Raw genomic sequence first — 25267 nt, 5'->3', positions numbered from 1 at the left:
CCGCATCCCAACGGTGGACCTCCCCCAGCCGCCAACCGCCTGAATCCACGACGCCGGCCTCATGGCCAGGACCGTGCACAGGGCCGTGTGTCCCTTCGACTTCCTGGAGTCCCGGATGCAGACGAACCCCGTCAGGTCCCCTGGTGCCATCGCGAAGAAGTCCGCGCGCCCGTTCCGTCTCGGCGCGCGCCGGCTGACGCGCACCCATCTGTTGCTGGGACAGCGCCCCCAGGTGGCGCGGTGGGGGACGGAGCTCCTTCGCGATGTGAGCGCGGCGCTGTCGCGGGACGTGGGCGCGGCGGTGGAGGTGGAGGGGCACCTGGTGGACGCGGCGGTCCATCCGGAGCGAGAGCTGGAGTTGGGAGCGGTGTTCGCGCTGGTGGAGCTGTCGGCGGTAGGGGGGACCGCCATCGTGGAGCTGGAGGTGCCGCTCGTCTTCGCGGCCCTGTCGAGGCTGGCGGGGACGGGGATGCGTCCAGCGCCGGTGGCGGAGCTGACGCGGCTGGAGGAGTCCACGCTGGTGTACCTGGTGCTGTCCGCCTTGGCCGCGATGCGCGGGCACGGAGCGTGGGTGGGAAGGCTCGGCCCCCGGCTGTCCGCGGTGTCGATGCGCCGAAGCGACGTGGTGACGCGGGTGGATGCGCGGCAGCCCTATGTGGCGGTGTCCCTGACGGCGAGCGTGGAGGGAGTGAAGGCGGGAGGCCGGGTGCTCCTGCCCGCGCGGGCCGTGCAGAGCGCGTTTCAAGAGCTGCCCATGGAGCAGGAGGGGGACGCCGCTGCCCGGGTGCTGGCGGCGTCGGTGCCCGCGCGGTGCCTCATGGGGCGCAGCCCCTTGCAGGCCTCGGCCGTGGACGCGCTGTCCGCTGGAGATGTCGTGCTCTTCGAGGACGTGCGGCTTCGGGATGGCCGCCTCGAGGGCAAGGGCCGGTTGCTCACCCGGGGCTTCGCGCTCCGGGGCGAGTTTCGCGGGGAAGGCTTTTCGACCGGGAGCGTGCATCCACACGCGGCCCGACTGGAGTCGGACATGGTGGCGACGAACAAGCGGAGCGAGGCGATGCCCCCGCTTCCGGTGGACGTGGAGATTGAACTGACGCGGGTGCTCTTGCCGCTGTCGGAGCTGGCGGCACTGAAGCCGGGGACGTTGCTGCCACTGCGTGTGAACGCGAGCAGCCCCGTGCTGCTGCGCGTGGGCGACCGGGTGGTCGCGCGTGCGGAGTTGGTGGAGATCGAAGGCGAAGTGGGCGCCCGCATCCTGGCGTTGTTGCCGTGAGCACGCCGGTGCACATGCTGGTGGCCTCGTTCTCTCCCCGTGGGCGGCTGCTGTTCGCGGCGGCCCTGCTCGTGGGGTTGGCCGCGCTCGCGCCCCTTGGGGGACTGTCGTGGGTGGGCACCTCGCGCCTTCTGGTGGGCTCGATGGCCCTCGCGGGGCTGGGATGGGTGGTGCTCCGCAAGGGCGGTGCTGGCGGTGAGGCAGCAGCGTTCCCGCCGGAACCCCTGAGCATTGTCTCCAGGGTGGGGCTCTCCCAACGCTGCGGCCTCGCGCTCGTGCAGGTGGAGGGGCGGCGCTACCTGGTGGCGTACGGTGACACCTTCGCGGAGATCCACGAGGCCCGGGGCATGGCGATTCTTCCCGGAGCGACCCTCAGGCCCACGGTGAAGCCTCGATTGGATCTGGAACCGACGGTGCTCTTCACCCGTGCGCGGCAGGCACGGCCTCCGTGCGGCGCTTCCCGGAAGCGGGGTGGGGGATGAGCGCCCTTGGGTTGGGACTCGGCGTGTTCATTCCCGCGCTCGCGTCCGCGTCGGAGACGTCGCTGACGCAGGCGTCCTACGCGGGCAGTCCGCTGGCGATGATGGGGATGCTCGCGCTCCTCTCGTTGCTGCCGTTCGCGGTGCTGATGCTGACGAGCTTCTCGAAGATCGCCGTGGTGCTCTCGCTGGCCCGCTCGGCGATGGGCACCCAGCAGGCTCCGCCGACGGTGGTGCTCACGGGGCTGGCGGTGGTGTTGACGGGGCACATCATGGCGCCGGTGATGGAGCGCATGTACGACGCGGGGCAGGCGGCGTACGACGGGGTTCATTCCGGAGCGCAGGTGCTCGCCGCCGCGAAGCAGGTGACGGAACCCCTGCGCGGCTTCCTCATGAAGCACGGCAGCCCGGAAGAGCGAGCGCGCTTCGTGGACCTGGCCCGCGAGCTGCGGCCTCCAGAGGAAGCGGAGCAGGTGCATGAGACGGACCTGTTCGTCGTCATTCCGGCCTTCGTCATCACCGAGCTGAAGGAAGCCTTCCAGATTGGCTTCATCGTCTTCCTGCCCTTCCTGGTGCTCGACATGGTCATCGCGAACGTATTGCTCGCGTTGGGCATGCAGACGCTGTCGCCGAGCCAGGTGAGCCTGCCGTTCAAGATCCTCCTCTTCGTCGCCGTGGATGGCTGGGCCCTGCTCGCGCGGGGACTCATCCTCGGCTACCGGTGATGTCATGACCCAGGACGTCCTGCTCACGCTGGGGCGCGAAGCCCTGCTGTTGATGGTGCTCGCCTCGCTGCCGCCCATTGGCGCGAGCATGATGGTGGGCTTCCTGATGAGCCTCTTCCAGGCCACCACCCAGCTCCAGGAGAGCACGCTGTCCGTGGTGCCCAAGCTGTGCGCGGCGGTGGTGTCGTTGGTGCTGGCGGGGCCGTGGATCGCCAGTCAGCTCACGCGCTTCACGCAGCAGCTTCTGGCGCTCATCGCGGAGGTGGCGCTGTGAACCCGGACGCGCTGGGTGAACAGTTGCTCACGCTGGGACCGCACGCGGTCGCGGTGGCGCTGTGCGCGGCACGCCTCGTACCCATCGCGTTCCTCTGCCCGTTGCTCGGGGGGCAGGCCGCTCCGACGACGGTGCGCTTGGGGCTGGTGCTCGCGCTGTCGCTCTTCCTGCATGTCGAGGCAGGGGTGGGGTTCAACGGTGAGGTTGAGACGCCGTGGGTGATGGTGGCGCTCGTGGTGCGTGAGCTGGCCTACGGCGTCTCCGTCGGGCTCGTGTCCGCGCTGCCCTTCGACGCGGCGAGGATGGGAGGTCGCTTCATCGACCTCTTCCGAGGGTCCTCCGCGGAAGCGAGCCTACCGCTGGCGGGCAGTCGCGAGTCGGCCACGGGAGATGGGCTGTACCACCTGCTCGTGGCCCGGGTGGTGTCTGGCGCGCTGTTCCCGCTGGTCCTTTCAGCCTTGCTGCGAGGCTTCGGGGTGGTGCGGCTGGGGGCCTTCGTGCCCACGGAGGCCGCTGCCGTGCACGTGGTGGTGATGGTGGGCGGTGCGATGGCCACGGGGCTCGCGTTGGGGGCCCCGGTCGCCGCGGCGGCACTGGCGGTGGACTGCTTCCTGGGGGTGGCCTCGAGAGCCGCGGCCCAGGTGAACCTCCAGGAGTTGGGGGCTCCCCTGCGCATTCTTGGGGGAGGCGCGTTGCTGTGGTTGGGCGTGGGGCTGCTGTGTGAGCGGCTGCTCGCGGGTGTCGCGTCGACCGAGGGCGCGCTGTCGCTGCTGGGGGAGGTCTCGCGATGAGTGGGGAGAAGACCGAGCAGCCCACCGCGAAACGGCTGCGGGAGGCGAGGCGCAAGGGCCAGTTTCCTCGCAGCCGCATGCTCTCCGCCAGCGCGGTGACGCTAGGGGGATTGCTGGGCTTCACCGCGTTCGCGCCAGATGGCTTCACCCGGCTGAAGGACTGGGCATCCCGGTTGATGTTGGAGCAGAGCCTCGTGGGTGCGTGGGAAGACGGGGCCTGGATCGCCGTCCGGCTTTGTGGTCCCGCGCTGGGGGGCGCCGTGGTGGCATCCCTGGCGGTGTCGGTGGCCACCGTGGGCTTCGAGATGGACGCGAGCCATGCCGCGCCGAAGCTTGAACGCATCAACCCGGCGGCGGGCCTCAAGCGCCTCTTCAGCGTGCGGCCCCTCATGGAAATGGGCAAGGCCCTGCTCGTGGCTGCGTTGCTGGCGTCCATCGTCTGGAGCGAGGTGGAGGCGGTTGGACCGGATGCCCTGCGGGCCGCGTGGCTCGAGGGAACCCGGGGACTGGAGTTCCTTGTCGGCCGGTTGGCGGCGCTGGTGTCGCGGCTGGCGTGGGTGGTCCTGGGCTGCGGTGCGGTGGACTACGCGCTCGCGCGTCGTCGGCACCTGCGCGACCTGATGATGACCCGCGACGAAGTCAAACGGGAGCACAAGGAAAGCGAAGGCGATCCGCGTCACAAGGGGCAGCGGCGGGCCCTGCATCGGCAGCTGGCACAGGGCGGATCGGCACGAGGGGTGCAAAAGGCCAGCGCCGTGATCGTCAACCCCACGCACATCGCGGTCGCGCTCCGCTACGACGCGGGCGAATGTGACGCGCCCTACCTCGTGGCCAAGGGGCGCGAACAGGACGCGCTCGCGCTCAAGGAGGAGGCACGGCGTCATGGCATTCCCGTGGTCCGGGACGTGCCGCTCGCCCGCAGCCTCATCCACTTCGACGTCGGCGAGTCCATCCCCGAGGAGCTGTACCAGGCAGCGGCCGTCGTGTTGCGGACCGCGATGGAGACGCGCGGGCCGGACGACCGTCCACGGAGACAGACGTGAAGCAACCGCTCATGAAGGTATTGCTGAAGGCCCGCCAGTCCTCCGACGTCGTGCTCGCGGTGGCGATGGCGGCCGTGCTGGGCGCGCTCATCATCCCGTTGCCCGCGTGGCTCCTCGACGTGGGGCTCGCGGTGAACCTGGCCGCGGCGGTGGCGCTGCTGGTCGCGGCGCTGCACGCGAAGGACGCGCTGCGCGTGACCTCATTCCCCACGCTGCTGCTCTTCACGACGCTGTTCCGGCTGTCGCTCAACGTGTCGTCCACGCGGCTGGCCCTCTCGGAGGGACACGCGGGCGAGGTCATCCAGGCCTTCGGTGAGTTCGTGGTGCGCGGCGACTACGTGGTCGGCGCGGTGGTGTTCGCCATCCTCACGTTGGTGCAGTTGCTGGTGGTGACGAAGGGCGCCGAGCGCGTCGCGGAGGTGTCCGCTCGTTTCACGCTGGACGCCATGCCCGGCAAGCAGATGTCCATCGACGCGGACCTGCGCGCGGGCGCCATCGACCAGACCCAGGCCCGGCGGCGGCGGCGCGACCTGGAGCGTGAGTCCCAGATGTTCGGCGCCATGGATGGCGCGATGAAGTTCGTGAAGGGGGACGTCGTCGCGGGCCTCGTCATCGTCGCGGTGAACCTGCTGGGCGGCACGCTCATTGGCGTGTTGCAGAACGGCCTGTCCTTCTCCGAGGCCGCGGCCACCTTCGCCCTCATCGCCATCGGTGATGGGCTCGTGTCCCAGGTGCCCTCGCTGTGCATCGCGGTGGCGGCGGGCCTCGTGGTCACCCGCGTGGCGTCGGAGAAGGAGGAGGACTCGCTGGGGACGGAGATTGGCACCCAGTTCTTCGGCGACTCTCGGACGCTGGCCACCGTCGCGGGCCTGTGTGTCGCGCTGGCCCTCATGCCGGGCATGCCGCACCTGACCTTCCTCACCCTGGCCGCGGGCCTTGGAGGCCTGGGGTACGCGCTGCGTCCCAAGGGAGGGGCCTCGGAGAAGTCGCCGTCGAAGGAGGGGACCCCGGCGGGGGCGACGGTCGCTGACGGTGCGGCGGGCAAGCCTCCCGAATGCGCGAAGGCGCCCGTGGGGGTGACACCGCTGACGTTGGACCTGTCCTCGCCGCTGACGCCCCTCGCGGAGGCCGACGGTGGTGCCTTCGTGCACAGGGTGCTGAACGCGGTGCGGGACGAGCTCTTTTTCGAGTTGGGGGTGCGAATCCCCGGCATCCGGGTGCGGACCCACGCCGCCTACCTGGGGCCGGGCGAGTACCGCATCCTCCTGGACGAGGTCCCCGCGGGAGGCGGCGTGGTGCAGCCTGGGGCTCTCTACGCGCTCGTTCCTCCCGGGGAGCTGGCCTTCCTGGAGGTCCAGGCGGACGCGACCGTGGAGCCTGCCTCCGGGCGGTCCATCAGCCGCGTCCCGGAGGGGGTGCGCTCCCGGCTGGAGCTGGCCCAGGTGCCGCTGCGCAAGCCCTCGGAGCTCATCGCGGACCACCTCCGCGCCGTGCTCCGCCTGCGCGCCGCCGCGCTGCTGGGGCTCCAGGAAGTGCAGGGTCTGCTGGAGGGCCTGGAGGCCCAGGCGCCCGTGCTGGTGAAGGAGGCCCTTCAGAAGGTGCCCCTGCCGCTGCTGGTGGACGTGCTACGGCGGCTGGTGCAGGAGCAGGTGAGCATCCGGGACCTGCGCGCCATCCTGGAGGCACTCGTCGCGCCCACCACCGAAGGCGACGCGACCGCCCTGGCCGAGCGCTGCCGCCAGGCCCTGCACCGCTACCTGAGCCACCAGTTCGCGCCCACGGGCCCGCTGTACGCCTACCTCGTGGACCCGGAGGTGGAGGACGTGCTGCGCGCTGGCGGCCCACGAGGGCCTTCGCCGGACCCGGAGCGCGTCGTCGAAATCCTGGAAGGGGTGCGGCAGATCGCCACGGGCGGCCGGGCGGTGCTGCTCACGGCTCCGGACATCCGCCGACCGCTGCGCAAGCTGTGCGAGGGCCCGTTCCCGGACGTGGCGGTGCTCACCTATGGCGAGCTGGATGGGGACCTGCAGATTCGCCCCATCGGCCGGCTGACGCCGGTCGCCGTGGGGCGGTGAGACCTAGAGCGTGCCAGTCCCGCTGCTGCCCTTGAACTCGGAGGAGGGCGGCAGGTCCGACTGGGCCTGCAGGGGCGCGGGACGGTTGACCCGGTCGCGCAGCTCCTTGCCGGTGCGGAAGAGCAGGCCGCGCTTGGGCTTCACCGGGATGACCTGGCCCGTCTTCGGGTTGCGGCCCTGGTAGCCCTGGTAGTTCTTCACGTGGAAGGCGCCAAGCCCGCGAATCTCGATGTTCTCCCCGCGGCAGAGGGCGTCCTTCATCGACTCGAAAATCGTCTCGATGGTCGCCTCCGCCTGCTTCTGGGTCACGCCTCGTTTGGCAACGAGGATGTTGATCAGATCGGACTTGAGCATCGGACGCTCCCGCAAACCCCGTGACCCCTTGGTGACAGGGCTCTCTGGCCCGTGGTCGAGTCCCGAATACATAACAGAACACCTCCTCCTTGCAAGCCGGGTAGGCTCCCAACCCTCTAAAAACGTTACGGATTTCCGCCGCCGGCCGCTGCCTTGGGGGCCTCGGGAGCGGGCGGGGACAGCAGCCCCGGACGCAGGGGTATCACCAGGTCCAACCAGCGGGTGCGGCGCAGCAGGTCGACCCCGGCACAGTCGGCTGCCTGGAACAGCGGTTCGAACTGTTCGAAGCCTGGGGCCCGGGGGCCCGTCCAGGTCTCCGGGCCGCCGGTGATCATCACCCCGTGCACGGCGAGGGTGGAGTCCGCGAGCGTGAGCTCGGACGGGTCCTTCGCCGGCCGCAGCCCGCCCTTTCGCCCGCGCTCCAGCAGCCGGGCCTCCACCATCCGGTCCACCACCTCGTGCACCAGCGACTCCGGGACGCGCAGCCGCGTGGCCAGCTCCCGGGGCAGGGGTGGCGTGCGCCCATCCACGCACCACAGGGTGACGTCCTGGGCGACGCGCGCGGCGACCAGCTCGTGGGCGCGAGGGTGGCCGGCGAAGGCGAAGAGGGAGTCGCGGAAGGAGACGTGCTCCACCGCGTAGGAGAGCCGGGCTCCGAACAGCATCACCAGCCAGCTCACGTACACCCAGGCCAGGAACAGGGGCAGGGCGCCCAGCGACGCGTACAGCGGGTTGTAGAGGAAGCTGCGCGCGGCGAACTCGGCGTAGACCTGCTTCGCCAGCATCCACCCCAGGCCGGCCACCAGCCCGCCCGCCAGCGCCGAGCGCACGCGGACGTGCGCGTAGGGCGTCCAGAGGTACAGCAGCGTCAGGCTGCCCATGGCGATGAGCGTGGTGCCCAGCGCGATGAACAGCGGCGCGCTGGGCGCGTAGGTCTGCAGGAGCACGCGGACCCGGCCCGTCCCCGAGAAGGAGATGGCCAGGAAGATGGGGCCCAGGAGCAGCAGGCCCGCGTAGATGGACAGGCGGGTCAGCCACGGGCGCTGACGCCGGATGCCCCACAGCTCGTTCACCGCACCGTCGATGTGGCGCAGCAGCGAGCCCGCCGACATCAGCACCGCGAGGAAGCCCACGCTGCCCACGGCGATGGAGTCGCCCGGATGCAGGAACCGGTCGAGCAGGGCGGCGGACTCCTCGCTGACCCCTGGCGCCAGCACCTCGGAGATGACGAAGCGCAGCTTCCGCTGGAACTGCTCCTGGTGGAGCGTGCGCAGCAGCACGAGGCCCACCGTCAGCAGTGGCACCAACGAGAACATGCTGATGTACGTGAGGGCGGCGGCGCGCAGGCGCAGGTTCTCGCCCATGAAGCCGCGCGCCACCGTGCGTCCGGCGAAGAAGATGTCCGCCGCGAACCGGCCACCCGACGTCGCCCCGATGGGCGCCCACAGGCGGGCCGCCGTCGTGAGCGTCCAGGCCCGGGTCCGGGCCAGGTGCCGCCTGAGGCGCCACGGCAGGCTCCGCTTCACACCCACGGACTCCTCCCGGCGTGCTCCTGTGCCGGTGCGGACGGCGCACCGAGGGGCAGCAGCATGCGGAGGCGCGGAAGCAGGCGGTTCATCCCGAGGGGATTCACGTGAACCGGTGGGCGAACACCCACCCCCCGGTGTGGAAGCGCCACCGTAGCCAAACTCGGGCCCGCGGAACCAGCCCACCCGCCCCAGCGAGAGGCGGCTGTCACCGCGTGCACGGTCCCATGGGCCTGGTTGGCCCCTGGACAGCAGGCCGGACGTCTCCACCGCGAAGCCCGTGGCCACGATCGGCTCCGGGCAAGAGAAAAGGCCCGGCGGGGAGATCCCCACCGGGCCTGGGTTGTCACTCGCGGACCGCGCTCAAGGTCCGGCGTCGTTCACCGGCTCAGGCTTCGCTGCCCCCGCTGGAGGGCTCCGACGAGCCCCCACCGGACGCCGCGGGAGGCGTGCCGCCAGAACTCCCCCCGTTGTTGCCGTTGCCACCGCCCGCGCTGGCTGCTTGCGAACCCCCGCGCTCACCGCGCTCGGACCGCTCACCGCCGCGTTCACCGCCCCGGCCTTCACCGCCGCGACGCTCGCCGCCCCGGTTGCGGTCGCCGCCGCGGTCGCCGCCGCGCTCGCCACCTCGGTCGCCGCCGCGCTCGGGACGCCGGCCCTCGCGACGGTCTCCTCCGCCGCGCTCGCCACCGCGTTCCCCGCCGCGCTCGCCACCACCCCGGTTCTCACCGCCGCGGCCTTCGCCGCCCCGGTCCCGGCCACCCCGGCGGCCCTGGTCCTGCCGGCCGTAGTTGGGGTTCTCCGAGCGGCGCTGCTGCATCGCCAGCTCGCCGTCACCGGAGCCCGGCGACGAGGCCACCTTGTGCTCGGGGCCCGTGGCCGACCGGCCGTAGATGTCGTACTGCTCGCGGTGGTAGTTCTGCTGCGCCTTGACCTGGATGGACTTGTTGTAGCGGTCCATCAGGTGCCGCAGCTCGTTGCGCTCCTCGCCCTGCAACAGGCGCGCGACCTCCGCGTTGCAGTTGATGACGAGCGTGGAGTCCTTGTAGCCCGGCGCCTCGCGGCGGATCTCCCGGAAGATTTCGTACGCCACCGTGGTGGCCGTCTTCACGAAGCCCTTGCCGTCGCAGTAGGGGCAGTCCTCGTGCAGCACGCGGCCAATGGACTCGCGCACGCGCTTGCGCGTCATCTCCACGAGGCCCAGCTCGGAGATGCGCAGCACGTTCGTCTTGGCCTTGTCGCGGCCCAGCGCTTCCTGCAGCGACTTGAAGACCTTGTCGCGGTTCTGCGCCTTCTCCATGTCGATGAAGTCGCAGATGATGATGCCGCCGATGTTGCGCAGCCGCAGCTGGTAGACGATCTCCTTGGCCGCCTCGACGTTGATCTTGGTGATGGTCTCCTCGAGGCTCTTCTTGCCGACGTAGCGGCCCGAGTTGACGTCGATGGCGGTGAGCGCCTCCGCCTGGTCGATGATCAGGTAGCCGCCGCTCTTCAGCCACACCTTGCGCTGGGTGGCGCGCTGCAGCTCCTGCTCGATGCCGTAGGCGTCGAAGACGGGCTCGTCGGTTTCGTGCAGGACCACGCGGTCGCGCAGCGCCGGGTCCTGCGCGGTGACGAAGCCCTGGATGCGCTCGTACTCCTCCGCGTCGTCCACGACGAGCTTCTCCACGTCGTGGGCGAACAGGTCGCGCGTGGCGCGCAGGATGAGGTCCAGGTCCGGGTGCAGCAGGCCCGGGCCGCCGCGCTTCTCGTTGCGGCGCACGACCTGGTTCCACACCTCGATGAGGAAGCGGATGTCGCTCTCCAGCTTCTCCTGGGGAACGTTCTCCGCCACGGTGCGCACGATGAAGCCCGTGCCGGGCGGACGCAGCCGGTCCACGATTTCGCGCAGCCGCCGGCGCTCCTTCTCGTTGGAGATGCGGCGGCTGATGCCCACGTGGTCCACCGTGGGCATGAACACCAGGTGACGGCCGGGGATGGAGATGTGCGAGGTGAGCCGCGCGCCCTTGGTGCCGATGGGGTCCTTGGAGATCTGGACCACCACCTCCTGGCCGACCTTCAGCAGGTCTTCAATCTTGTCCGTCTTGCGCTGCTTGGGCTTCTCCTTCTCCTCGTCGCGCTTCTCGCGGCGAGGCGGCTCCTGGCGGCGCTTGTCCTTGTCCTTCTCACGGCCATCCCGCGCGCGCGGCTCCCGGGCCTCCCGGGCCTCCCGCGGCGTGCGGCGCTCGCCGGAGACCTCGGCCGGGCGGGCGGGCTCGGAGGCGGGGATGATCTCCCCCAGGGCGGACGCGTGCGGCGGCGGCTCGGAGGCCTCGGTCGTGCCCTCCACGCCCGACTCGGCGAGCGTGGCGGCCACGGTGGCGCTCTCCGCGGGCGTCTCCTGCACCAGCGCGGGGGCCTCCCCGGTGGGGGCCGCGGTGTCCGTCAGCGGCACCGCCACGGCGGCGGTGGACACCTCGGCCTGCGCGTCCCCGGCGCCGGCGCTCACGGACGAGGGCTCCACGGGAGCCGCGAGGGGGAACTCCGCGGCGACAGCCTGGGGCTCCGTGGCGGGCGTCCGGACGTCCGCCGGAGCCTCCGGGGCCGCTTCAACGGGGGCCTCGTGGGGTTCACCCTGGGGCGCCGCCTGGGCCTGGACGTCCAGCGCCAGCGCGGTCTCGTGCGCCAGCACGGGCTCCGCGGGAGCCGGAGCGGACTGCGCGCCCGCGGCAAGCGCGTGCGGGGCCTCCGGAACGGTGGACGCGGCGGCCTCGACGGCGTCGGCCTCGGATTCGGTGGGGACCTCCGGGGCGTCTTCGTGCTCGCCCTCGGTCAGCTCGAACTGCGCGCGGGCGAAGTCCGGGTCGTAGACGACGTCGCTGACGTACAGGAAGGCGGCCTTCTCCAACCCGATGTCGACAAAAGCCGCCTGCATGCCCGGGAGCACCCGGACGACACGGCCCTTGTAGATGTTTCCGACGACGCCCTTGTCCTTCTTACGCTCGAGGTAGAACTCCGCGATATGGCCGCCCTCGACGAGCGCCACCCGGGTCTCCCGACCCGCGGCGTTGATGACGAGCACACTGCTCATGGATGAATCCTGGAAGCGCGCGCGGTAGGAGGGACCTCACCGGACGGGAGGCGGCGAGACGCCACACCTCCGAGCACGCTGCGAGGGGAGAGGCGGCCAGTGGCCCTCCGGCGTGCGGACGCCTTCCGGAGGATCCGGAGGAAGAACGCATCACCTGGGTGGGGGCCGAGGACATCGCCGCCTGCTCCTCCGAGTTCATGTCGCCCCGCATTGCGACCGGCACCGTGCCGGGCGGGGCTGCTTCTCTTCACGCGCTCGAGGCCTCCACCACGCCCGTGCCGTCCGCCCCCTCTTCCACACCCGGTCGGTGCCCATGCGTGGGCCACCTTGGGGGGGCGTCTGGGGGCCCCGGAGCAGCAGGGACGTCCGGAGGAAACCGGAAGCGCAACCCGTCGAAATTCCTGCCTGGGCCTGATGTCCCGCCAACGCGGGGCGTCACACAACCACCCAGAAACACGGAGAGTTTTCCACGCCCCTCCAGGTGTGTAAAGGCTAGAAGCGCCCGTTCATCCACTGTCGGGCAGATGGACGGTAGGCCCGCCCACAGGGCTTCCAGGCGCTCGGTGACGGACGTTCAGGCCTGCGCGGGGGCCTGCTTGCGGCCCTCTGGCTTGTCCAGCCGCCCGCGAGGACGGCGCACCAGGCGCAGGCCGGTCCAGGTCTCGTCGATGATGCAGATCTTGTTGTCCACCAGACCAATGTCGAGCGCCGCCTGGCGCACGAAGTCCTCGGACAGGCGCGTCTTCACGCCCTCGCCGCTGGGCCAGCAGACCCAGATGCCGCCGTTGACGGTGGTGGCGCGCGACAGCGCGGGCAGCCGCTGCACCAGCTCCGTGGCGTCGGAGGTGAAGAAGAGGATGACGTCCAGCCCCGTCTGGGCGGTGATGAGGAACTCCACCCCGTCCGGCAGCGGGTTGAGCTTCTGCACGAAGCCCCGCGGGGGGTTGATGACCGAAACCTTGGTGCCGGACCGGATGCCCAGCATGGCCGGCAGGGAGGCCAGCGCGTAGGGGGTCATGATGTTCGCTCCACGGTGAAGGTGCGGAACTCGCCAGTGGCCCCGCCATCGGTGCGCGCCACGTCCGTGACGCGCGCCATGCGAGGGCCCGTCTGGCACCAGCGGATGAAGTCTTCCAGCGCGTCCGGTTCGCCTTCCACCGTGGCCTCCACGGTGCCATCGCTCCGGTTTCGCACCCAGCCCAGGAGCCCCAGGCGCAGCGCCTCCTGGCGGGCGCTCTCCCGGTAGGAGACGCCCTGGACCGCGCCTTGGATGCGCAGGGTCACCCGGCGCTGCGTGCTCATGCCTCTGGCCTCATGCTCTGACGTCCCCTTCTAGCATCCGCAGGAACGCCTGCTCATCCAGGATTCTTACCCCGAGTTCCTGCGCCTTCTTCAGCTTGCTGCCCGCGTCCTCGCCCGCGACGACGAAATCGGTCTTGCGCGAGACACTTCCGGAGACCTTACCCCCGCGCCGCTCGATTTCCTCCTTGGCCTGCTCGCGCGCCAGCCCCGCCATGGTGCCGGTGAGCACCACCGTCTTGCCCACGAAGGGGCCGCCCGTGGCGACCGCCGGGGGCGCCGGACGGACCCCCGCGTCCAGGAGGGCCCGGATGGCGGCCTGGTTCTGGGGCTCCTGGAAGAAGGTGTGGATGACCTGCGCCATCACCGGGCCCACGTCCTTCACCCGGCTGATGTCCTCCACACTGGCGGTGAAGAGCGACGTCACCTCCGGGAACGCCTCCGCCAGCGCCCGCGCCGTGGCGTCCCCCACGTGGCGGATGCCCAGCGAATACAGGAAGCGGCGCTGCGTGGTGTCCTTGCTGCCCGCGATGGAGGCCAGGAGGTTGTCCGCGCTCTTCTCCCCCATGCGCTCCAGCTTCAGCAGCGAGTCCCGGGTGAGCGCGTACACGTCCGCGAACGCCTTCACCTGCCCGGAGGCCACCAGCTGCGTGGCCAGCTTGTCGCCCAGGCCCTCGATGTCCATCGCGATGCGGCTGGCGAAGTGGCGCACCTTCTCCACCAGCTGCGCGGGGCAGGACGCGCCCGTGCAGCGGATGATGGCGCCGTCCTCGTCCTTCGTCGCCACCGCGCCGCAGACCGGACAGTGGGTGGGGAAGGTGAAGGGCTGGGAGTCCGCCGGGCGCCTGGACAGCACCACCGACACGATCTCCGGAATCACGTCGCCCGCGCGGCGCACGAAGACGGTGTCGCCCCGGCGCACGTCCTTGCGGCGCAGCTCGTCCTCGTTGTGGAGCGTGGCGCGCGACACCGTCACCCCGCCCACCTTCACCGGCTTCAGGTGCGCCACCGGCGTGAGCGCGCCCGTGCGGCCCACCTGGATGCCAATGTCCTGCACCTCCGTGGACTCCTCCTCCGGCGGGAACTTGTAGGCCACCGCCCAGCGCGGGCTCTTGGACACCTGGCCCAGGCGGCGGCGCAGGTCCTCGTCGTCCACCTTCACCACCATGCCGTCGACCTCGAAGGGCAGGGCGTGGCGGCCCTTCAGGGACTCGTCGTAGCGCTGGCGCACCCCGTCCGCGCCCTCGGCGGGCTGGTAGCGGTTGATGGGCAGGCCCAGCGTCTTGAGGTACTCCAGCTTGTCGGTGTGCGTCTTGAACGCGGGCACGCCGTCGCCGGGCACGCACTCGTAGAGGTACACGGACAGGGGCCGGGCGGCGGTCTCCTTCGGGTCCAGCTGGCGCAGGCTCCCCGCGGCGGCGTTGCGCGGGTTGGCGAAGAGCGACTCGCCTTCCTCCTCGCGCTTCTCGTTGAGCTTGCGGAAGTCCTCCTTGCGGATGAAGACCTCGCCGCGCACCTCCAGCCGCCGGGGCACCTTCACGCCGTCCTTGGGGAACAGCTCCAGGGGCAGGCTCTTGATGGTGCGCAGGTTGGAGGTGACGTCCTCGCCCGTGGTGCCGTCTCCGCGCGTGGCGCCCTGGACGAAGCGGCCGTCCTCGAAGCGCAGGGAGATGGCCAGCCCGTCCAGCTTGGGCTCGCACACGTAGCCCACCTGCGTCAGGCCCGTCAGCTTGCGGATGCGGTCGTCGAACTCCACCAGCCCGGCGTCATCGAAGATGTTCGCCAGCGACAGCATCTGCGTGGTGTGCACCACCTGCCCGAAGTCCTCCACCGCCGCGCCGCCCACGCGCTGGGTGGGGGAGTCCGGCGTGACGAGCTGGGGGTAGCGCTCCTCCAGCGCCTGGAGCTGCCGCATCAGCGTGTCGTACTGCGCGTCGCTGATTTCCGGCGCGTCCAGCACGTAGTAGCGGTGGTTGTGGTGGGCCAGCTCCTGGCGGAGCGCTCGGGCGCGGGTCTCGGCTTGCGGGAAGGTGTCCACGGGGTGTTGTCCTTACCCCAATTCAAGGGCGCGGCCAGGATGCGCACGCCCCGCGTTGGAGGAAGACCACTCTACCGGCCCCACCTGACAGGGCCTGCCCGGACGCCAGGGATGACGGGAAGGGGCGCCCGGGGACGCGTGTTCCCCCATGAAGCCCCTGGGCACCCTCAGTAGGCCCGAATTTCAGCTACATAGCGGATTACCTGTTGGCAGGACCCCCGCCCTCCGGTGCAACCCCCTGAAAAATGGGACAGAGCCAGGCACGGATGCCTTGACAGCTCTGGAGGCGGTCAATAGTTTCCAGCGCGGTTCCTGGCGCTGGGGTTCCCCCGCGCCGTCTCTTCCCAACCACAGGCCCACGCGCCCTCCGGTCCGTTCCAAGGACCCGGGTGGTGCTGCCCTCCTGGAAGGTGCTTCCGAGCGCCGCGCGGACGGACCGTCGTCCCGCGTACAGCCTGCCCGAGCCTTCGGGCGCTTCCCCCCATTCCGTCTGCAGACCGTCATGGCCAAAGCCCGTTCCCCCCGAGAGAAGGTAGTCGAGCCCGAGTTCCCCGCGGACGAGAAGCCGCGGCGCAAGCGCGCGGCGGCGAAGGAGGCGGAGAAGCCCGCGCCCCGCTCGCGCCGTGCGCCGGCCCGCCGGGAAGAGGCCCCCGTGGAGGAGGCGGAGGCCCCCGAGGTCGCCGCGGAAGCGCCCCGCCCGGTGCTCACGCCCATCTCCCGTCCCGTGCGCGACGACGAGCTCCAGGAGCTGCGTGGCACGGAGGAGGCGCCCGCCGAGGACGCCGCTCCGGCCGCCCCCCAGGAGTCCGCCGAGTCCCCCGCCATCACGGAGGTGGAGCGCGACGGCACCCCGATGCAGGTCATCAAGCTCAATGACCTGAAGCGGATGAAGATCGTCGACCTGGCGAAGATGGCCCACGACACGGGCATCGAGGGCTACCAGGGGCTGAAGAAGCAGGACCTCATCTTCGCGCTGCTGGGCGGCATCGCCGACAAGCGCTTCGAGGTCCACGCGGAGGGCGTGCTGGAGCTGCTGAGCGACGGCTTCGGGTTCCTGCGCAGCGCGGACAGCGACTACCAGCCGTCCCCGGACGACATCTACGTGTCGCCGTCGCAGGTGCGCCGCTTCAACCTGCGGCCCGGCGACACGGTGACGGGCCCCATCCGCCAGCCCCGCGAGGGCGAGCGCTTCTTCGCGCTGCAGAAGGTGGACAAGGTCAACTTCGCGGACCCCATGTCGGACGCGGCGCGCGAGCGCATCCTGTTCGACAACCTCACGCCGCTCTATCCGACGCGCAAGCTCAAGCTGGAGCACGAGTCGTCGGAGATGACCACGCGCATCATCGACATGTTCTGCCCCATTGGCCTGGGACAGCGCTGTCTCATCGTGGCGCCCCCGAAGGCGGGCAAGACGGTGCTCCTGCAGAACATCGCGCACGCCATCAGCCGCAACCACCCGGACGTCTACCTCATCGTGCTGCTGGTGGACGAGCGCCCGGAGGAAGTGACGGACATGGAGCGCAGCGTGCGCGGCGAGGTGGTGTCCTCCACCTTCGACGAGCCCGCCACGCGCCACGTGCAGGTGGCGGAGATGGTCATCGACAAGGCGAAGCGCCTGGTCGAACAGAAGTACGACGTGTGCATCCTGCTGGACTCCATCACCCGCCTGGCCCGCGCCTACAACACGGTGGTGCCGGCGTCCGGGAAGATCCTCTCCGGCGGCGTGGACGCCAACGCGCTCCACAAGCCCAAGCGCTTCTTCGGCGCCGCGCGCAACATCGAGGAGGGCGGCAGCCTCACCATCATCGGCACGGCGCTCATCGACACCGGCAGCCGCATGGACGAGGTGATCTTCGAGGAGTTCAAGGGCACGGGTAACTCCGAAATCGTCCTGGACCGGAAGTTGATGGAGAAGCGCATCTTCCCAACGCTCGACATCAACAAATCCGGCACCCGCAAGGAGGAGCTCCTCTTGTCCCAGGCGGACCTGGTGCGCATTACGGCGTTGCGCCAGGTGCTCCACCCCTTCACCCCCATCGACGCGATGGAGTTCGTGCTCAAGCACATGCGTCCGACGGCGGCGAACGCGGAGTTCCTGGGCTCGATGAACCGGTAGTCCTTCCGGCCAAGGAGCCCCCATGCGTCGTTCCCACCTCCCGCGTCTCGTCGCCCGCGCTGTCGCGGGCCTCACCCTGGGGTTGTTGGCGGGGTGCGACCTGGGGGTGGACGACCTGCCACCGGAGGACACGCCGCCCGTGCTCTCCAACCAGGTCTGCTACGACGACTCGGACTGCGTGGCGAACGCGTGCTGCGGGGAGGGCACCGCCATCACCCACCGCGACCAGGGGCCGGACTGCTCCAACGTGCGGTGTGATGGGACGTGTCCCCCCGGCAGCGTGGACTGCGGCCGCTGCATCCCCACGTGCCGCGACTCGCGCTGCGCCGCCGCCTGCCGGTAGCCCGCGCGGCCCCTTCGCCCGTCCTCAGCCGGGGTGCGCGCCGGCCATGTCCACCGGGGCGCCCTGGAGAGGCAGCGTCACGCGGAAGGTCGTGCCTCCGCCCGGCGTGTCCTCCACGTCGATGCGCCCCTGGTGCGCCTCCACCACCTGTCGTGACACCCAGAGGCCCAGGCCCAGCCCGCCGTAGTGGTGCGAGGACACCGCGCGCTCGAAGCGCTCGAAGATGCGCTCGCGGTCCTCCGGCTTGATGCCGATGCCGTGGTCCACGACGGAGAGGCGCGCCACCGCGCCGTCCGGCTGCAGGGTCACGTCCACCGGCCGGCCCCGGCCGAACTTCAGCGCGTTGGCGACCAGGTTGTGCACCACCTGGGAGATGCGCGACGGGTCGAAGGCGCCCGTCACCGGCCCCTTCACGGCCACGGTGAGCGGCGTGCCGTCGCGGCGGGCCTCTTCTTCCGCGAAGCGGGTGACCTCCACCAGCAGGTCCCCCAGGTCCACGTCCGTGCGGACGAGCTTCAGCCGGCCGCTGGTGATCTGCGACACGTCCATCAGCACGTCCACCAGCATCGCCAGCCTGCGGATGAACGCGCGGGCCTGCTTCAGGCGCTCCAGGGCCTTGGGCGGCGCGTCCCGGCCCAGCCCTCGCTCCACCAGCTCCAGGTGCAGCTGGAACGCGGCCAGCGGTGTGCGCAGCTCGTGCGCCGCGACGGAGAGGAAGTCGTCGCGGGCGCGCAGCGCCTCCGCGAGCCCCTCCGCCCGGACGCGCTCGTCGGCCATCTCCCGGCGCATCCGCGCGAGCTTCAGGTTGGAGCCGATGCGCGCGAGCAGCTCTCCGGCGGAGAAGGGCTTCACCAGGTAGTCGTCCGCCCCGGACGCGAGCCCCTGCACGGTGGCCTGCTCTCCGGCCTTCGCGGACAGCAGGAGGATGGGCAGCTCGCGCGTGTGCGGCACCGCGCGCAGGGCCTTGAGCAGTCCCACGCCGTCCAGCCGCGGCATCATCACGTCCGTCAGCACCAGGTCCGGCGGACGGGCCAGCGCGGACTCCAGTCCCTTCTGGCCGTCCGTCATCGTCTCCACTTCGTACTCCGCGGAGAGCACGCGCTGGATGTAGTCGCGCATGTCGCGGTTGTCGTCCACGAGCAGGATGCGGGGGCGGGGGAGCGGGGGCGCGACCTGCCCGTTCGGGGCGGGCAGGTGGCGATGCGAGGACTGCGTGCGCTCCTTCGTCTTGGCGCTGCTCCACCGCAGCGCCTCCTCGACGTAGGTGGACGTGGCCTCGCGCGCCTTGGAGCGGGGACGGGCGGTGGTGCGGATGCGCTCCGGAGGCAGGTGCGCATGGCCCAGGGGCAGCTCCACGGTGAAGGTGGTGCCTTGGCCCTCCGTGCTGCGCACCGCCACGGTGCCGCCGTGCAGCCGGGCGAACTCCTGCACCAGCGCGAGCCCGATGCCGCTGCCCTCGTGCGTGCGCGACGGCGTGCCCGGCACGCGGTGGAAGCGCTCGAAGAGGTGGGGCAGGTCCTGCGAGGGGATGCCCGGGCCGGTGTCCTCCACCTCCAGCGACACCCGTTGCCCGTGCTCCCGCAGGCGCAGCGTGACGCCCCCCTGGGGCGTGAACTTGAAGGCGTTGGAGACCAGGTTGAGGACGATCTGCTCCCACAGGTCCGGCGCCACGTACACCGGCTGGGACAGGGGCGGGCAGTCCACCGTGAGCTTGAGCCCCGCGCGCTCCATGGCGGAGCGGAAGCTGCTCGCCGCGTCCGCCGTCAGCGCGGCCAGGTCCGCGGGCACGAAGCGCTCCTCCCGGGGGCCGGCCTCCAGCCGGGACAGGTCCAGCAGCGCGTTCACCAGCTTGAGCAGGCGGCCGGCGTTGCGGTGCACCCGCTCCATCTCCTTGCGGACCTCGTCCGACAGGGGCCCCGCACGCCCGGCGAGCAGGTCCTCGGTGGGCCCCAACATCAGCGTCAGCGGCGTGCGGAACTCGTGGCTGACGTTGGCGAAGAACTCCGACTTGAGCCGGTCCAGCTCCCCCAGTTGCTCGTTCGCGGTGCGCAGCTGCTGGTTCGTCTCCTGGAGCTGCTGGGCGCGACGGAAGATCTCGCCCTCCATCTCGTCCGCGCGGGCCCGGAGCGCGGCGTGCTGTCGGTTCTGTTCGTCGCCCCGGTTCTTCAGGCCGATGAACTCCGTGACGTCCTCGCCCCGGTGGAGGACGTAGCGCAGCGTGCCGTCCGCGTCGAAGACGGGCGTGTTCAACGGGCTCCAGTAGCGCGGCTCGAACCCTCCGCCAGCCGACTCGGGCCGGGGGATGTCGTATTTCTGGACCGCCATCGCGTCCGGGGCGCGCGTCCTCAGCACGCGCTCCAGCGACTCGCGCAGGTTGCCGACCCCGGTGGCCGTGGGGTCCAAGGGGTTGTTGGGAAAGACGTCGAAGATGTGGCGACCCAGGATGGCCTCTCGCCGCGTCTGGGTGACGCGCAGGTACGAGTCCGTCACCGCGACGATGATGAACCCCGGCGTCAGCACCAGGTATGGATCAGGCGAGGCTTCGAACAGGCTCCGGAAATCCGGGGCCACCAGGGGGGTGGAGGGCATCACACGTCCTCGGAAACCGGAGGAGTGCGTGGAATTAGTCACTCCCCCCCGGGATGGCCAGGGCGGACGCAAGGGGCCGACCCATGGCTTTCACCGGTGGACGCTTCGGGGTCGTGTCCCGGGCGGAAGGTCGCTCAGGCGGCGGGGGCCGCGTCCGTGGAGGCGACCGCCTGTTGAGCCGCTGGGGTCACCAGCGGAGGCGGCTGGGCCTTGATGCGCGCGTAGTCGAAGCAGGCCACCGCGATGGAGGCCACCGGCACGGCGAACAGCGCGCCCCACAGGCCGAAGAGCTTCTCTCCCGCGATGAGCGAGAAGGCCACCACCACCGGGTGGATGCGGGCGGCCTCGCCCATGATCTTCGGGTTGAGGAAGTACGCCTCCAGCGCGTGGATGCCGACGATCCACAAGAGGAGCGCGAAGCCCTTCTGCACGCCGTCCGCCAGCGCGATGAGCACGATGGGCACCGAGCTGATGATGGTGCCGAAGATGGGGATGAGGCTGAAGAGCGTGGCGATGGTGGCCAGCAGGAAGGCGAACTTCACGCCGAACAGCAGCAGGCCCACCAGCGTGAGGCCCCCGTTGACCAGGCAGATGGTGACCTGGCCGCGCACCACGCCGGACAGCGACTTGTCGATGCGCGCCACCAGCGTCTTCGCGTCGGGGAGGAACTCCGCGGGGACGAGCGTGCCGAAGTAGCGGCGGATGGCCTGCGCGTCGATGGAGAAGAACGCGGCCACCATCAGGATGAAGAACAGCATGAAGACGCTGGCCAGCACCTCCGTGACGATGCGCCGCGACACGTTGACGATGTCCGCCAGGTTCTCCTTCGCGAGCGACGTGACGCGGGCCACCGCGTCGGTGAGCATCTGTTCCAGGTCCAGCGCCAGGCTGAAGCCGCCGGACGGGCCGGTCGCGCCCTCCATGGCCCGGTCCGACAGCGCCACGGGGATGCCGTACACGTTGAGCCACGTCTCCGCGCGCCGCGCGAGCTCCTGCAGGTGCTCGGGCGTGAGCGCGCTGGCGAAGCCCGCCATCTCCCGGCTGATGCGCGCCACCTCGCGGTACAGCTGCGGCACCAGCGCGACGAAGAAGAGGTACACGCCCAGGAAGAAGCCCGCGTAGATGAGCAGGATGGCCACCCACCGGGGCACGGAGCGGCCGGCCACGTTCACCCGGGTGATGCGCGCCACCAGCGGCTGCACCAGGTACGCGATGAGCGCGGCGCCCGCGAAGGGCATCACCACCGAGCGCAGGGCGAAGAGCATCACCGCCAGGGCCACCCACAATCCCGTGAGGAGGAGCAGGCGCTTGCGGCGTTCGTCGGGGGCGGTGGCTTCCACGGGCGGCGACATGGAACCCGGCTTAGGGCAGCAACCTCCCTCCTGACAAGCTTCCGGCGGAAAGCTTCCGGATGCCCCACCTTCCATGCCCCCCAAGCGGCCCGGCGCGGAGGGCGGACGTCCATACGCCGCCGAAAGACCTCAGGCCCGTGGCAGCCCCGGCGGCGGGCCCAGGTGAGCCTCCAGCCGGTCCAGACAGTCCTGCATCCGGGGGCGCTTGATGCGGCCCTGGGTGGCCTCACCCAGGCCCAGCATCTGCTCGGTCAGCCAGCGGGTGAGGAAGAGCAGGGGGACGCGGTCCTCGGGGGCCAGGCCCCGCTCCAGGTAGCGCTTGTTGCGGACGTAGTCGTCGAACGCGTCGAACTCGCGGGCCAGGTCCCACCGTGCCAGCCGCAGGGCCTCCATGTAGACGGCCGGGGAGGGGCGCCGGGTGGCCTCCTGGAACAACGGCGTGAACTCGCCCAGGGTGGCCGGGTCCAGGTCCTGCACGGGCGGGGGCCAGGACTCCAGGTCCCGGGCGAGCAGCCGCGCCACCTCCTCCAGCAGGTGGTCCACGAGGGCGACGGGCTTGAGGTCGAAGAGGTGGTCCCAGCGCGAGGGCATGTGTCAGGGGCTGACGGCGGCGGGCAGGGCCACCGGAAGGGGAGGGGGCGGAGCGGCGACGGCCGCGGCGCCGTCAGCATAGCCCAGGGCCAGCTCGCGCTGGATGACCTCCCACACGGACCTGCGGGTGAGCAGCTCGCCGTGGGGCACGCCGGACAGCTCCACGTTGAAGACGTTGGGCTGGCCGTCCACGTCCAGCACGGAGGAGGGGAAGCGCGCGACGACGTCATCGCGCGAGTAGATGGACGTCAGGCGCACGTGGCGTGGGAAGGCGCCCACGCCCAGCTGCTTGATGAAGGGCGACACGGGCGTGAGCTGCCACATGCTGCGGCTGAACCAGCCCAGGGCGGCGCAGCCCAGGTACGCCATGCGCGTGCCCCGGTGCGGCGTGCCCAGGGTGATGAGGCTCCTCACGCGCGTGTCCCCGCCCAGCCGCTTCACGTAGTACGTGCCGATGAGGCCGCCCTTGGAGTGGCCGATGATGGTGAGCGGTCCCATGTCCGGGTGCCGCTCGTAGAGCCGGTCCACCTTGCCGCGCACCTTGCGCGCCAGCTCGTCGATGCGGTGGGTGTTGAAGCGGTCCATCGTCCCGCCCAGGTGGATGGACCACACGCAGTAGCCCTCGCGGCGCAGGCGGTGCTCCAGCACCTCCAGGACGCGGCGCGTGCTGAAGAAGCCGTGCAGCAGGAGCACCGGCTTGAGGCAGTGCTTGAAGTCCGTGCGGCGCACCACCTGGTTGCCGCGTGGATCCAGATCCACGTAGCTGGCCAGGTATTTCAGCTGGCACTTCATCTTCCGGTACTGCATCACGAACGGATTCATCCCCACCCCCGTCCCGCCCTGGAATCCGGGGCAAAGGTAGGGAGCGCGTCACCCGCAGGCCCGGAGCCGCGCCGGGCCACTGTCCGCTTTCACGCGCACGGGGGCCCGAAACCGGGAGGTCCGCTCAGGTGAAGTGTTCCAGGAAGTTCATCAGCACCCGGTGCGCGAGCGGCGTCGGGGTGATGCCGGACAGGAGCTGGGGGACGTACTCGCCCGGCGGGACGCCCTTCTCGCGGGCCAGGGTCTCCAGGTTCTCCTCGCGGGCGAGGATGACCGCGCGCATGGCCTCCGCGGGCATCTCCGGGTGGAACTGCACGCCGCGCACGTTGGGGCGGAACGCGAGCGCCTGGTTCGCGGTGTTGGCGTTGCCCGCGAGCACCGTGGCGCTTTTCGGCAGGCGGGAGACGACGTCCTCGTGGGTGGCCTGGACGGCGAAGCGCGCTGGCAGGCCGGTGAAGAGCGGATCCACGCGCCCCTCCGGTGAGAGCGTCACCTCCACGGTGCCCGTCTCACGGCCGTTGGGATTGCGAGTCACCTGGCCGCCGTACTGCTCGGCGAGCAGCTGTTGGCCAAAGCACACGCCGAGCACGGGGATGCCCTGCTCGCCCGCCTCCACCATGAAGGCCCCGGCGCGCTCCATCCACGGCTCGCGCCGCGTCACCGACAGGGGGGAGCCCGTCATCATCACCGCGTCGTAGCCCTTCGCGTCCTTCGGGAGGGGCGCGCCCTGGTGCACGGGGAGGATGTCGAAGCGCCGGCCCGACAGTCCGATGGTTCGCAGGAACCATTGCTCGTAGTCGCCCACGGACAGGCGCACGGAGTTCGCCGCGTCGCCGGCTTTCAGCAGCAGGACGTTCTTCATGGGGGCGGGTTGCCGCGTCATGGACCCATTCCTACCGTGTCCTGCCGTCCGTGTCCGGTGCCCGGCACTTCCGGCCGCCCGCGCGCCGTGCTCACCCGAGGCTTCGTCATGACCGACGCTCGTTCGCTCACTCCCAAGCTCCCCGTGCTCAAGCTGCTCATCGACGGGCAGACCGTGGACCCCATCGAAGGTGGCACCTTCGCGGTGACGAACCCCGCCACCGGACAGAAGCTGTGTGACGCGCCCGCGGGCACGGCCGCCGACGTGGACCGCGCGGTGAAGGCCGCGCGCCGCGCGTTCGAGTCCGGGCCGTGGGGGAGGATGACGGGCCGCGAGCGCGGCAAGCTCCTGCGCAAGCTGGCGGACCTGCTCTACGAGCGCCGCGAGGAGTTCGCGCTCATCGAGTCGCTGAACAACGGCAAGACCTTCAAGGACGCCATCCGGGGGGACGTGGCGCCGGGCGCCGCGACGCTCGCGAACTTCGCGGACATGGCCAGCACCATCATGGGCGAGGTGCTGCCCGTGGACGGCCCCTTCCACACCTACGCGCTCAAGGAGCCGGTGGGCGTGGTGGGCGCCATCATCCCGTGGAACTACCCCACGTGCATGCTCGGGTGGAAGCTGGGGCCCGCGCTGGCCTCCGGGTGCACGGTGGTGGTGAAGCCCTCCGAGTACACGCCGCTCACCGCGCTGAAGCTGGGCGCGCTGGCGCTGGAGGCGGGCTTCCCTCCCGGCGTCATCAACATCGTCACCGGCCTGGGCGACCCCGCGGGCGAGGCCATCGCGCGGCACCCGGACGTGGACAAGATCTCCTTCACCGGCTCCGGCCGCACCGCGCGCCGGCTGCTCCAGGCGTCGGCCGCGAGCAACCTGAAGAAGCTGACGCTGGAGCTGGGCGGCAAGAGCCCGCAGATCATCTTCCCGGACGCGGACTTCGACCGCGCGGTGGAGGCGTGCTTCTGGGGCATCTTCAGCAACAAGGGCGAGACGTGCAACGCGGGCAGCCGCGTGCTGGTGCATGAGCGCGCCTATGAGCCGTTCGTCGCGAAGCTCGCGGAGAAGGCGCGCGCGCTGAAGGTGGGCGACCCGCTGGAGTCGTCCACGGAGATGGGCGCGCTGGTGAGCCAGAAGCAGATGGAGGTCGTGCTGGGCTACATCGAGAGCGGCAAGCAGCAGGGCGCGAAGCTGCTCGCGGGTGGTGGGCGAGACACGGAGGGCCTCAAGGCGAAGGGCTGCTTCGTGAAGCCCACCCTCTTCGGCGACGTGAAGCCGGACATGCGGATCGCCCAGGAGGAGATCTTCGGGCCCGTGCTGAGCTGCATGCGCTTCCGCGACGACGCGGAGGCGCTGGCGCTGGCGAACAGCACGCCCTACGGCCTGGCCGCGTCCCTCTGGACGCACGACGTGGCGAAGGCGCACGCGCTGGCGAAGCAGGTGAAGAGCGGCGTGGTGTGGATCAACTGCTTCAACGAGTTCGACGACGCGGCGCCCTTTGGCGGTTACAAGGAATCCGGCTGGGGCCGGGACCTGTCCCACCACGCGCTGGATGGCTATCTCCAGACGAAGGCCGTGTGGACGAAGCTGCCGTCGCCCTGACGGCCCGCGCGTCCTCCCCTTCGCACTCCACCGCAGCGAATCCGATGACGAA

Annotated in this window: 21 protein-coding genes; 10 read left to right on the top strand and 11 right to left on the bottom strand. The window is 70.7% G+C overall.

What is annotated here, in order from left to right; all coding sequences use genetic code 11:
* Positions 1-115: 115 nt before the first annotated feature.
* The 7 genes from sctQ to FOF48_RS08805 are packed head-to-tail and all read left to right on the top strand — an operon-like array spanning position 116 to position 6657.
* Complete coding sequence (sctQ, locus tag FOF48_RS08835; protein WP_255442017.1) at positions 116-1270, top strand: type III secretion system cytoplasmic ring protein SctQ; 1155 nt, start codon at positions 116-118, stop codon at positions 1268-1270.
* Positions 1267-1752 (top strand): flagellar biosynthetic protein FliO, encoded by a 486-nt coding sequence (locus FOF48_RS08830; RefSeq protein ID WP_143899909.1) that lies wholly within the window; start codon positions 1267-1269, stop codon positions 1750-1752. The genes sctQ and FOF48_RS08830 overlap by 4 nt, the downstream gene beginning before the upstream one ends.
* The gene (gene sctR, locus FOF48_RS08825; RefSeq protein WP_143899907.1) at positions 1749-2474 is read left to right on the top strand and encodes a type III secretion system export apparatus subunit SctR; all 726 of its coding nucleotides are present in this window, start codon (positions 1749-1751) and stop codon (positions 2472-2474) included. Before FOF48_RS08830 ends, sctR begins: the two co-directional genes overlap by 4 nt.
* Positions 2475-2478: 4 nt before the next feature.
* On the top strand, positions 2479-2748 hold the full coding sequence (locus FOF48_RS08820; protein ID WP_143899906.1) for a flagellar biosynthetic protein FliQ: 270 nt from the start codon (positions 2479-2481) through the stop codon (positions 2746-2748).
* Positions 2745-3539, top strand: coding sequence for an EscT/YscT/HrcT family type III secretion system export apparatus protein (locus tag FOF48_RS08815; protein ID WP_143899904.1), 795 nt, complete (start codon positions 2745-2747; stop codon positions 3537-3539). The genes FOF48_RS08820 and FOF48_RS08815 overlap by 4 nt, the downstream gene beginning before the upstream one ends.
* Positions 3536-4582, top strand: coding sequence for an EscU/YscU/HrcU family type III secretion system export apparatus switch protein (locus FOF48_RS08810; RefSeq protein WP_143899902.1), 1047 nt, complete (start codon positions 3536-3538; stop codon positions 4580-4582). Before FOF48_RS08815 ends, FOF48_RS08810 begins: the two co-directional genes overlap by 4 nt.
* A gap of 11 nt (positions 4583-4593) precedes the next feature.
* The gene (locus FOF48_RS08805) at positions 4594-6657 is read left to right on the top strand and encodes a flagellar biosynthesis protein FlhA (protein WP_143899900.1); all 2064 of its coding nucleotides are present in this window, start codon (positions 4594-4596) and stop codon (positions 6655-6657) included.
* A gap of 3 nt (positions 6658-6660) precedes the next feature.
* On the opposite strand, the gene FOF48_RS08800 is transcribed toward FOF48_RS08805, so the two are convergent.
* The 6 genes from FOF48_RS08800 to ligA all read right to left on the bottom strand — a co-directional run bounded on the left by FOF48_RS08800 (position 6661) and on the right by ligA (position 14944).
* Entirely contained in the window at positions 6661-7011 is a 351-nt protein-coding gene (locus FOF48_RS08800; RefSeq protein WP_043321998.1) for an HU family DNA-binding protein, read from the bottom strand.
* A gap of 125 nt (positions 7012-7136) precedes the next feature.
* Positions 7137-8525 (bottom strand): YhjD/YihY/BrkB family envelope integrity protein, encoded by a 1389-nt coding sequence (locus tag FOF48_RS08795; protein ID WP_143900514.1) that lies wholly within the window; start codon positions 8523-8525, stop codon positions 7137-7139.
* Between the two features lie 400 nt (positions 8526-8925).
* Positions 8926-11607 carry an Rne/Rng family ribonuclease gene (locus FOF48_RS08790; protein ID WP_143899898.1) on the bottom strand — a complete coding sequence of 894 codons (2682 nt, stop codon included), beginning with the start codon at positions 11605-11607 and terminating at the stop codon, positions 8926-8928.
* A gap of 574 nt (positions 11608-12181) precedes the next feature.
* Positions 12182-12625 (bottom strand): DUF3052 family protein, encoded by a 444-nt coding sequence (locus FOF48_RS08785; protein WP_143899896.1) that lies wholly within the window; start codon positions 12623-12625, stop codon positions 12182-12184.
* Positions 12622-12909 (bottom strand): acylphosphatase, encoded by a 288-nt coding sequence (locus FOF48_RS08780; protein ID WP_143899894.1) that lies wholly within the window; start codon positions 12907-12909, stop codon positions 12622-12624. The genes FOF48_RS08785 and FOF48_RS08780 overlap by 4 nt, the downstream gene beginning before the upstream one ends.
* 10 nt (positions 12910-12919) lie before the next feature.
* Entirely contained in the window at positions 12920-14944 is a 2025-nt protein-coding gene (gene ligA / locus FOF48_RS08775) for an NAD-dependent DNA ligase LigA (protein ID WP_143899892.1), read from the bottom strand.
* Positions 14945-15446: 502 nt separating this feature from the next.
* On the opposite strand from ligA, the gene rho reads away from it, so the two are divergent.
* Entirely contained in the window at positions 15447-17060 is a 1614-nt protein-coding gene (gene rho, locus FOF48_RS08770) for a transcription termination factor Rho (RefSeq protein WP_143899890.1), read from the top strand.
* A 22-nt stretch (positions 17061-17082) separates the two neighbouring features.
* The gene (locus tag FOF48_RS08765) at positions 17083-17403 is read left to right on the top strand and encodes a hypothetical protein (RefSeq protein ID WP_143899888.1); all 321 of its coding nucleotides are present in this window, start codon (positions 17083-17085) and stop codon (positions 17401-17403) included.
* 24 nt (positions 17404-17427) lie between these two features.
* Here FOF48_RS08765 and FOF48_RS08760 read toward each other — a convergent pair whose 3' ends face one another.
* The 5 genes from FOF48_RS08760 to FOF48_RS08740 form a co-directional block, all read right to left on the bottom strand.
* Positions 17428-19992: an ATP-binding protein gene (locus FOF48_RS08760; RefSeq protein ID WP_143899886.1), complete on the bottom strand. Its 2565-nt coding sequence runs from the start codon at positions 19990-19992 to the stop codon at positions 17428-17430.
* Between the two features lie 134 nt (positions 19993-20126).
* On the bottom strand, positions 20127-21344 hold the full coding sequence (locus tag FOF48_RS08755) for an AI-2E family transporter (protein WP_143899884.1): 1218 nt from the start codon (positions 21342-21344) through the stop codon (positions 20127-20129).
* A 129-nt stretch (positions 21345-21473) separates the two neighbouring features.
* A complete protein-coding gene (locus tag FOF48_RS08750; RefSeq protein WP_143899882.1) occupies positions 21474-21935 on the bottom strand; it encodes a hypothetical protein in 462 nt (153 codons plus the stop codon).
* Between the two features lie 3 nt (positions 21936-21938).
* Complete coding sequence (locus tag FOF48_RS08745) at positions 21939-22757, bottom strand: triacylglycerol lipase (RefSeq protein ID WP_143899880.1); 819 nt, start codon at positions 22755-22757, stop codon at positions 21939-21941.
* Positions 22758-22881: 124 nt separating this feature from the next.
* Positions 22882-23640: a glutamine amidotransferase gene (locus FOF48_RS08740; RefSeq protein ID WP_255442015.1), complete on the bottom strand. Its 759-nt coding sequence runs from the start codon at positions 23638-23640 to the stop codon at positions 22882-22884.
* A gap of 87 nt (positions 23641-23727) precedes the next feature.
* On the opposite strand from FOF48_RS08740, the gene FOF48_RS08735 reads away from it, so the two are divergent.
* Complete coding sequence (locus tag FOF48_RS08735; RefSeq protein WP_143899879.1) at positions 23728-25215, top strand: aldehyde dehydrogenase family protein; 1488 nt, start codon at positions 23728-23730, stop codon at positions 25213-25215.
* Positions 25216-25267: the final 52 nt, after the last annotated feature.

The organism is Corallococcus sp. Z5C101001 (assembly GCF_007352635.1).
In the GTDB taxonomy this organism is placed as follows: Bacteria; Myxococcota; Myxococcia; order Myxococcales; family Myxococcaceae; genus Corallococcus; species Corallococcus silvisoli.
The sequence above is the reverse complement of the archived record's forward strand: the minus strand, read 5'-3'. Positions and strand labels throughout refer to the sequence as shown.

Excerpts from the sequence above, each read along its gene's own strand:
- sctQ (WP_255442017.1), top strand. The coding sequence starts at position 116 with ATGCAGACGAACCCCGTCAGGTCCCCTGGTGCCATCGCGAAGAAGTCC.
- sctR (WP_143899907.1), top strand. The coding sequence starts at position 1,749 with ATGAGCGCCCTTGGGTTGGGACTCGGCGTGTTCATTCCCGCGCTCGCG.
- FOF48_RS08820 (WP_143899906.1), top strand. The coding sequence starts at position 2,479 with ATGACCCAGGACGTCCTGCTCACGCTGGGGCGCGAAGCCCTGCTGTTG.
- FOF48_RS08810 (WP_143899902.1), top strand. The coding sequence starts at position 3,536 with ATGAGTGGGGAGAAGACCGAGCAGCCCACCGCGAAACGGCTGCGGGAG.
- FOF48_RS08805 (WP_143899900.1), top strand. The coding sequence starts at position 4,594 with ATGAAGGTATTGCTGAAGGCCCGCCAGTCCTCCGACGTCGTGCTCGCG.
- FOF48_RS08800 (WP_043321998.1), bottom strand. The coding sequence starts at position 7,011 with ATGCTCAAGTCCGATCTGATCAACATCCTCGTTGCCAAACGAGGCGTG.
- FOF48_RS08790 (WP_143899898.1), bottom strand. The coding sequence starts at position 11,607 with ATGAGCAGTGTGCTCGTCATCAACGCCGCGGGTCGGGAGACCCGGGTG.
- FOF48_RS08785 (WP_143899896.1), bottom strand. The coding sequence starts at position 12,625 with ATGACCCCCTACGCGCTGGCCTCCCTGCCGGCCATGCTGGGCATCCGG.
- FOF48_RS08780 (WP_143899894.1), bottom strand. The coding sequence starts at position 12,909 with ATGAGCACGCAGCGCCGGGTGACCCTGCGCATCCAAGGCGCGGTCCAG.
- rho (WP_143899890.1), top strand. The coding sequence starts at position 15,447 with ATGGCCAAAGCCCGTTCCCCCCGAGAGAAGGTAGTCGAGCCCGAGTTC.
- FOF48_RS08765 (WP_143899888.1), top strand. The coding sequence starts at position 17,083 with ATGCGTCGTTCCCACCTCCCGCGTCTCGTCGCCCGCGCTGTCGCGGGC.
- FOF48_RS08760 (WP_143899886.1), bottom strand. The coding sequence starts at position 19,992 with ATGCCCTCCACCCCCCTGGTGGCCCCGGATTTCCGGAGCCTGTTCGAA.
- FOF48_RS08755 (WP_143899884.1), bottom strand. The coding sequence starts at position 21,344 with ATGTCGCCGCCCGTGGAAGCCACCGCCCCCGACGAACGCCGCAAGCGC.
- FOF48_RS08750 (WP_143899882.1), bottom strand. The coding sequence starts at position 21,935 with ATGCCCTCGCGCTGGGACCACCTCTTCGACCTCAAGCCCGTCGCCCTC.
- FOF48_RS08745 (WP_143899880.1), bottom strand. The coding sequence starts at position 22,757 with ATGAATCCGTTCGTGATGCAGTACCGGAAGATGAAGTGCCAGCTGAAA.
- FOF48_RS08740 (WP_255442015.1), bottom strand. The coding sequence starts at position 23,640 with ATGACGCGGCAACCCGCCCCCATGAAGAACGTCCTGCTGCTGAAAGCC.
- FOF48_RS08735 (WP_143899879.1), top strand. The coding sequence starts at position 23,728 with ATGACCGACGCTCGTTCGCTCACTCCCAAGCTCCCCGTGCTCAAGCTG.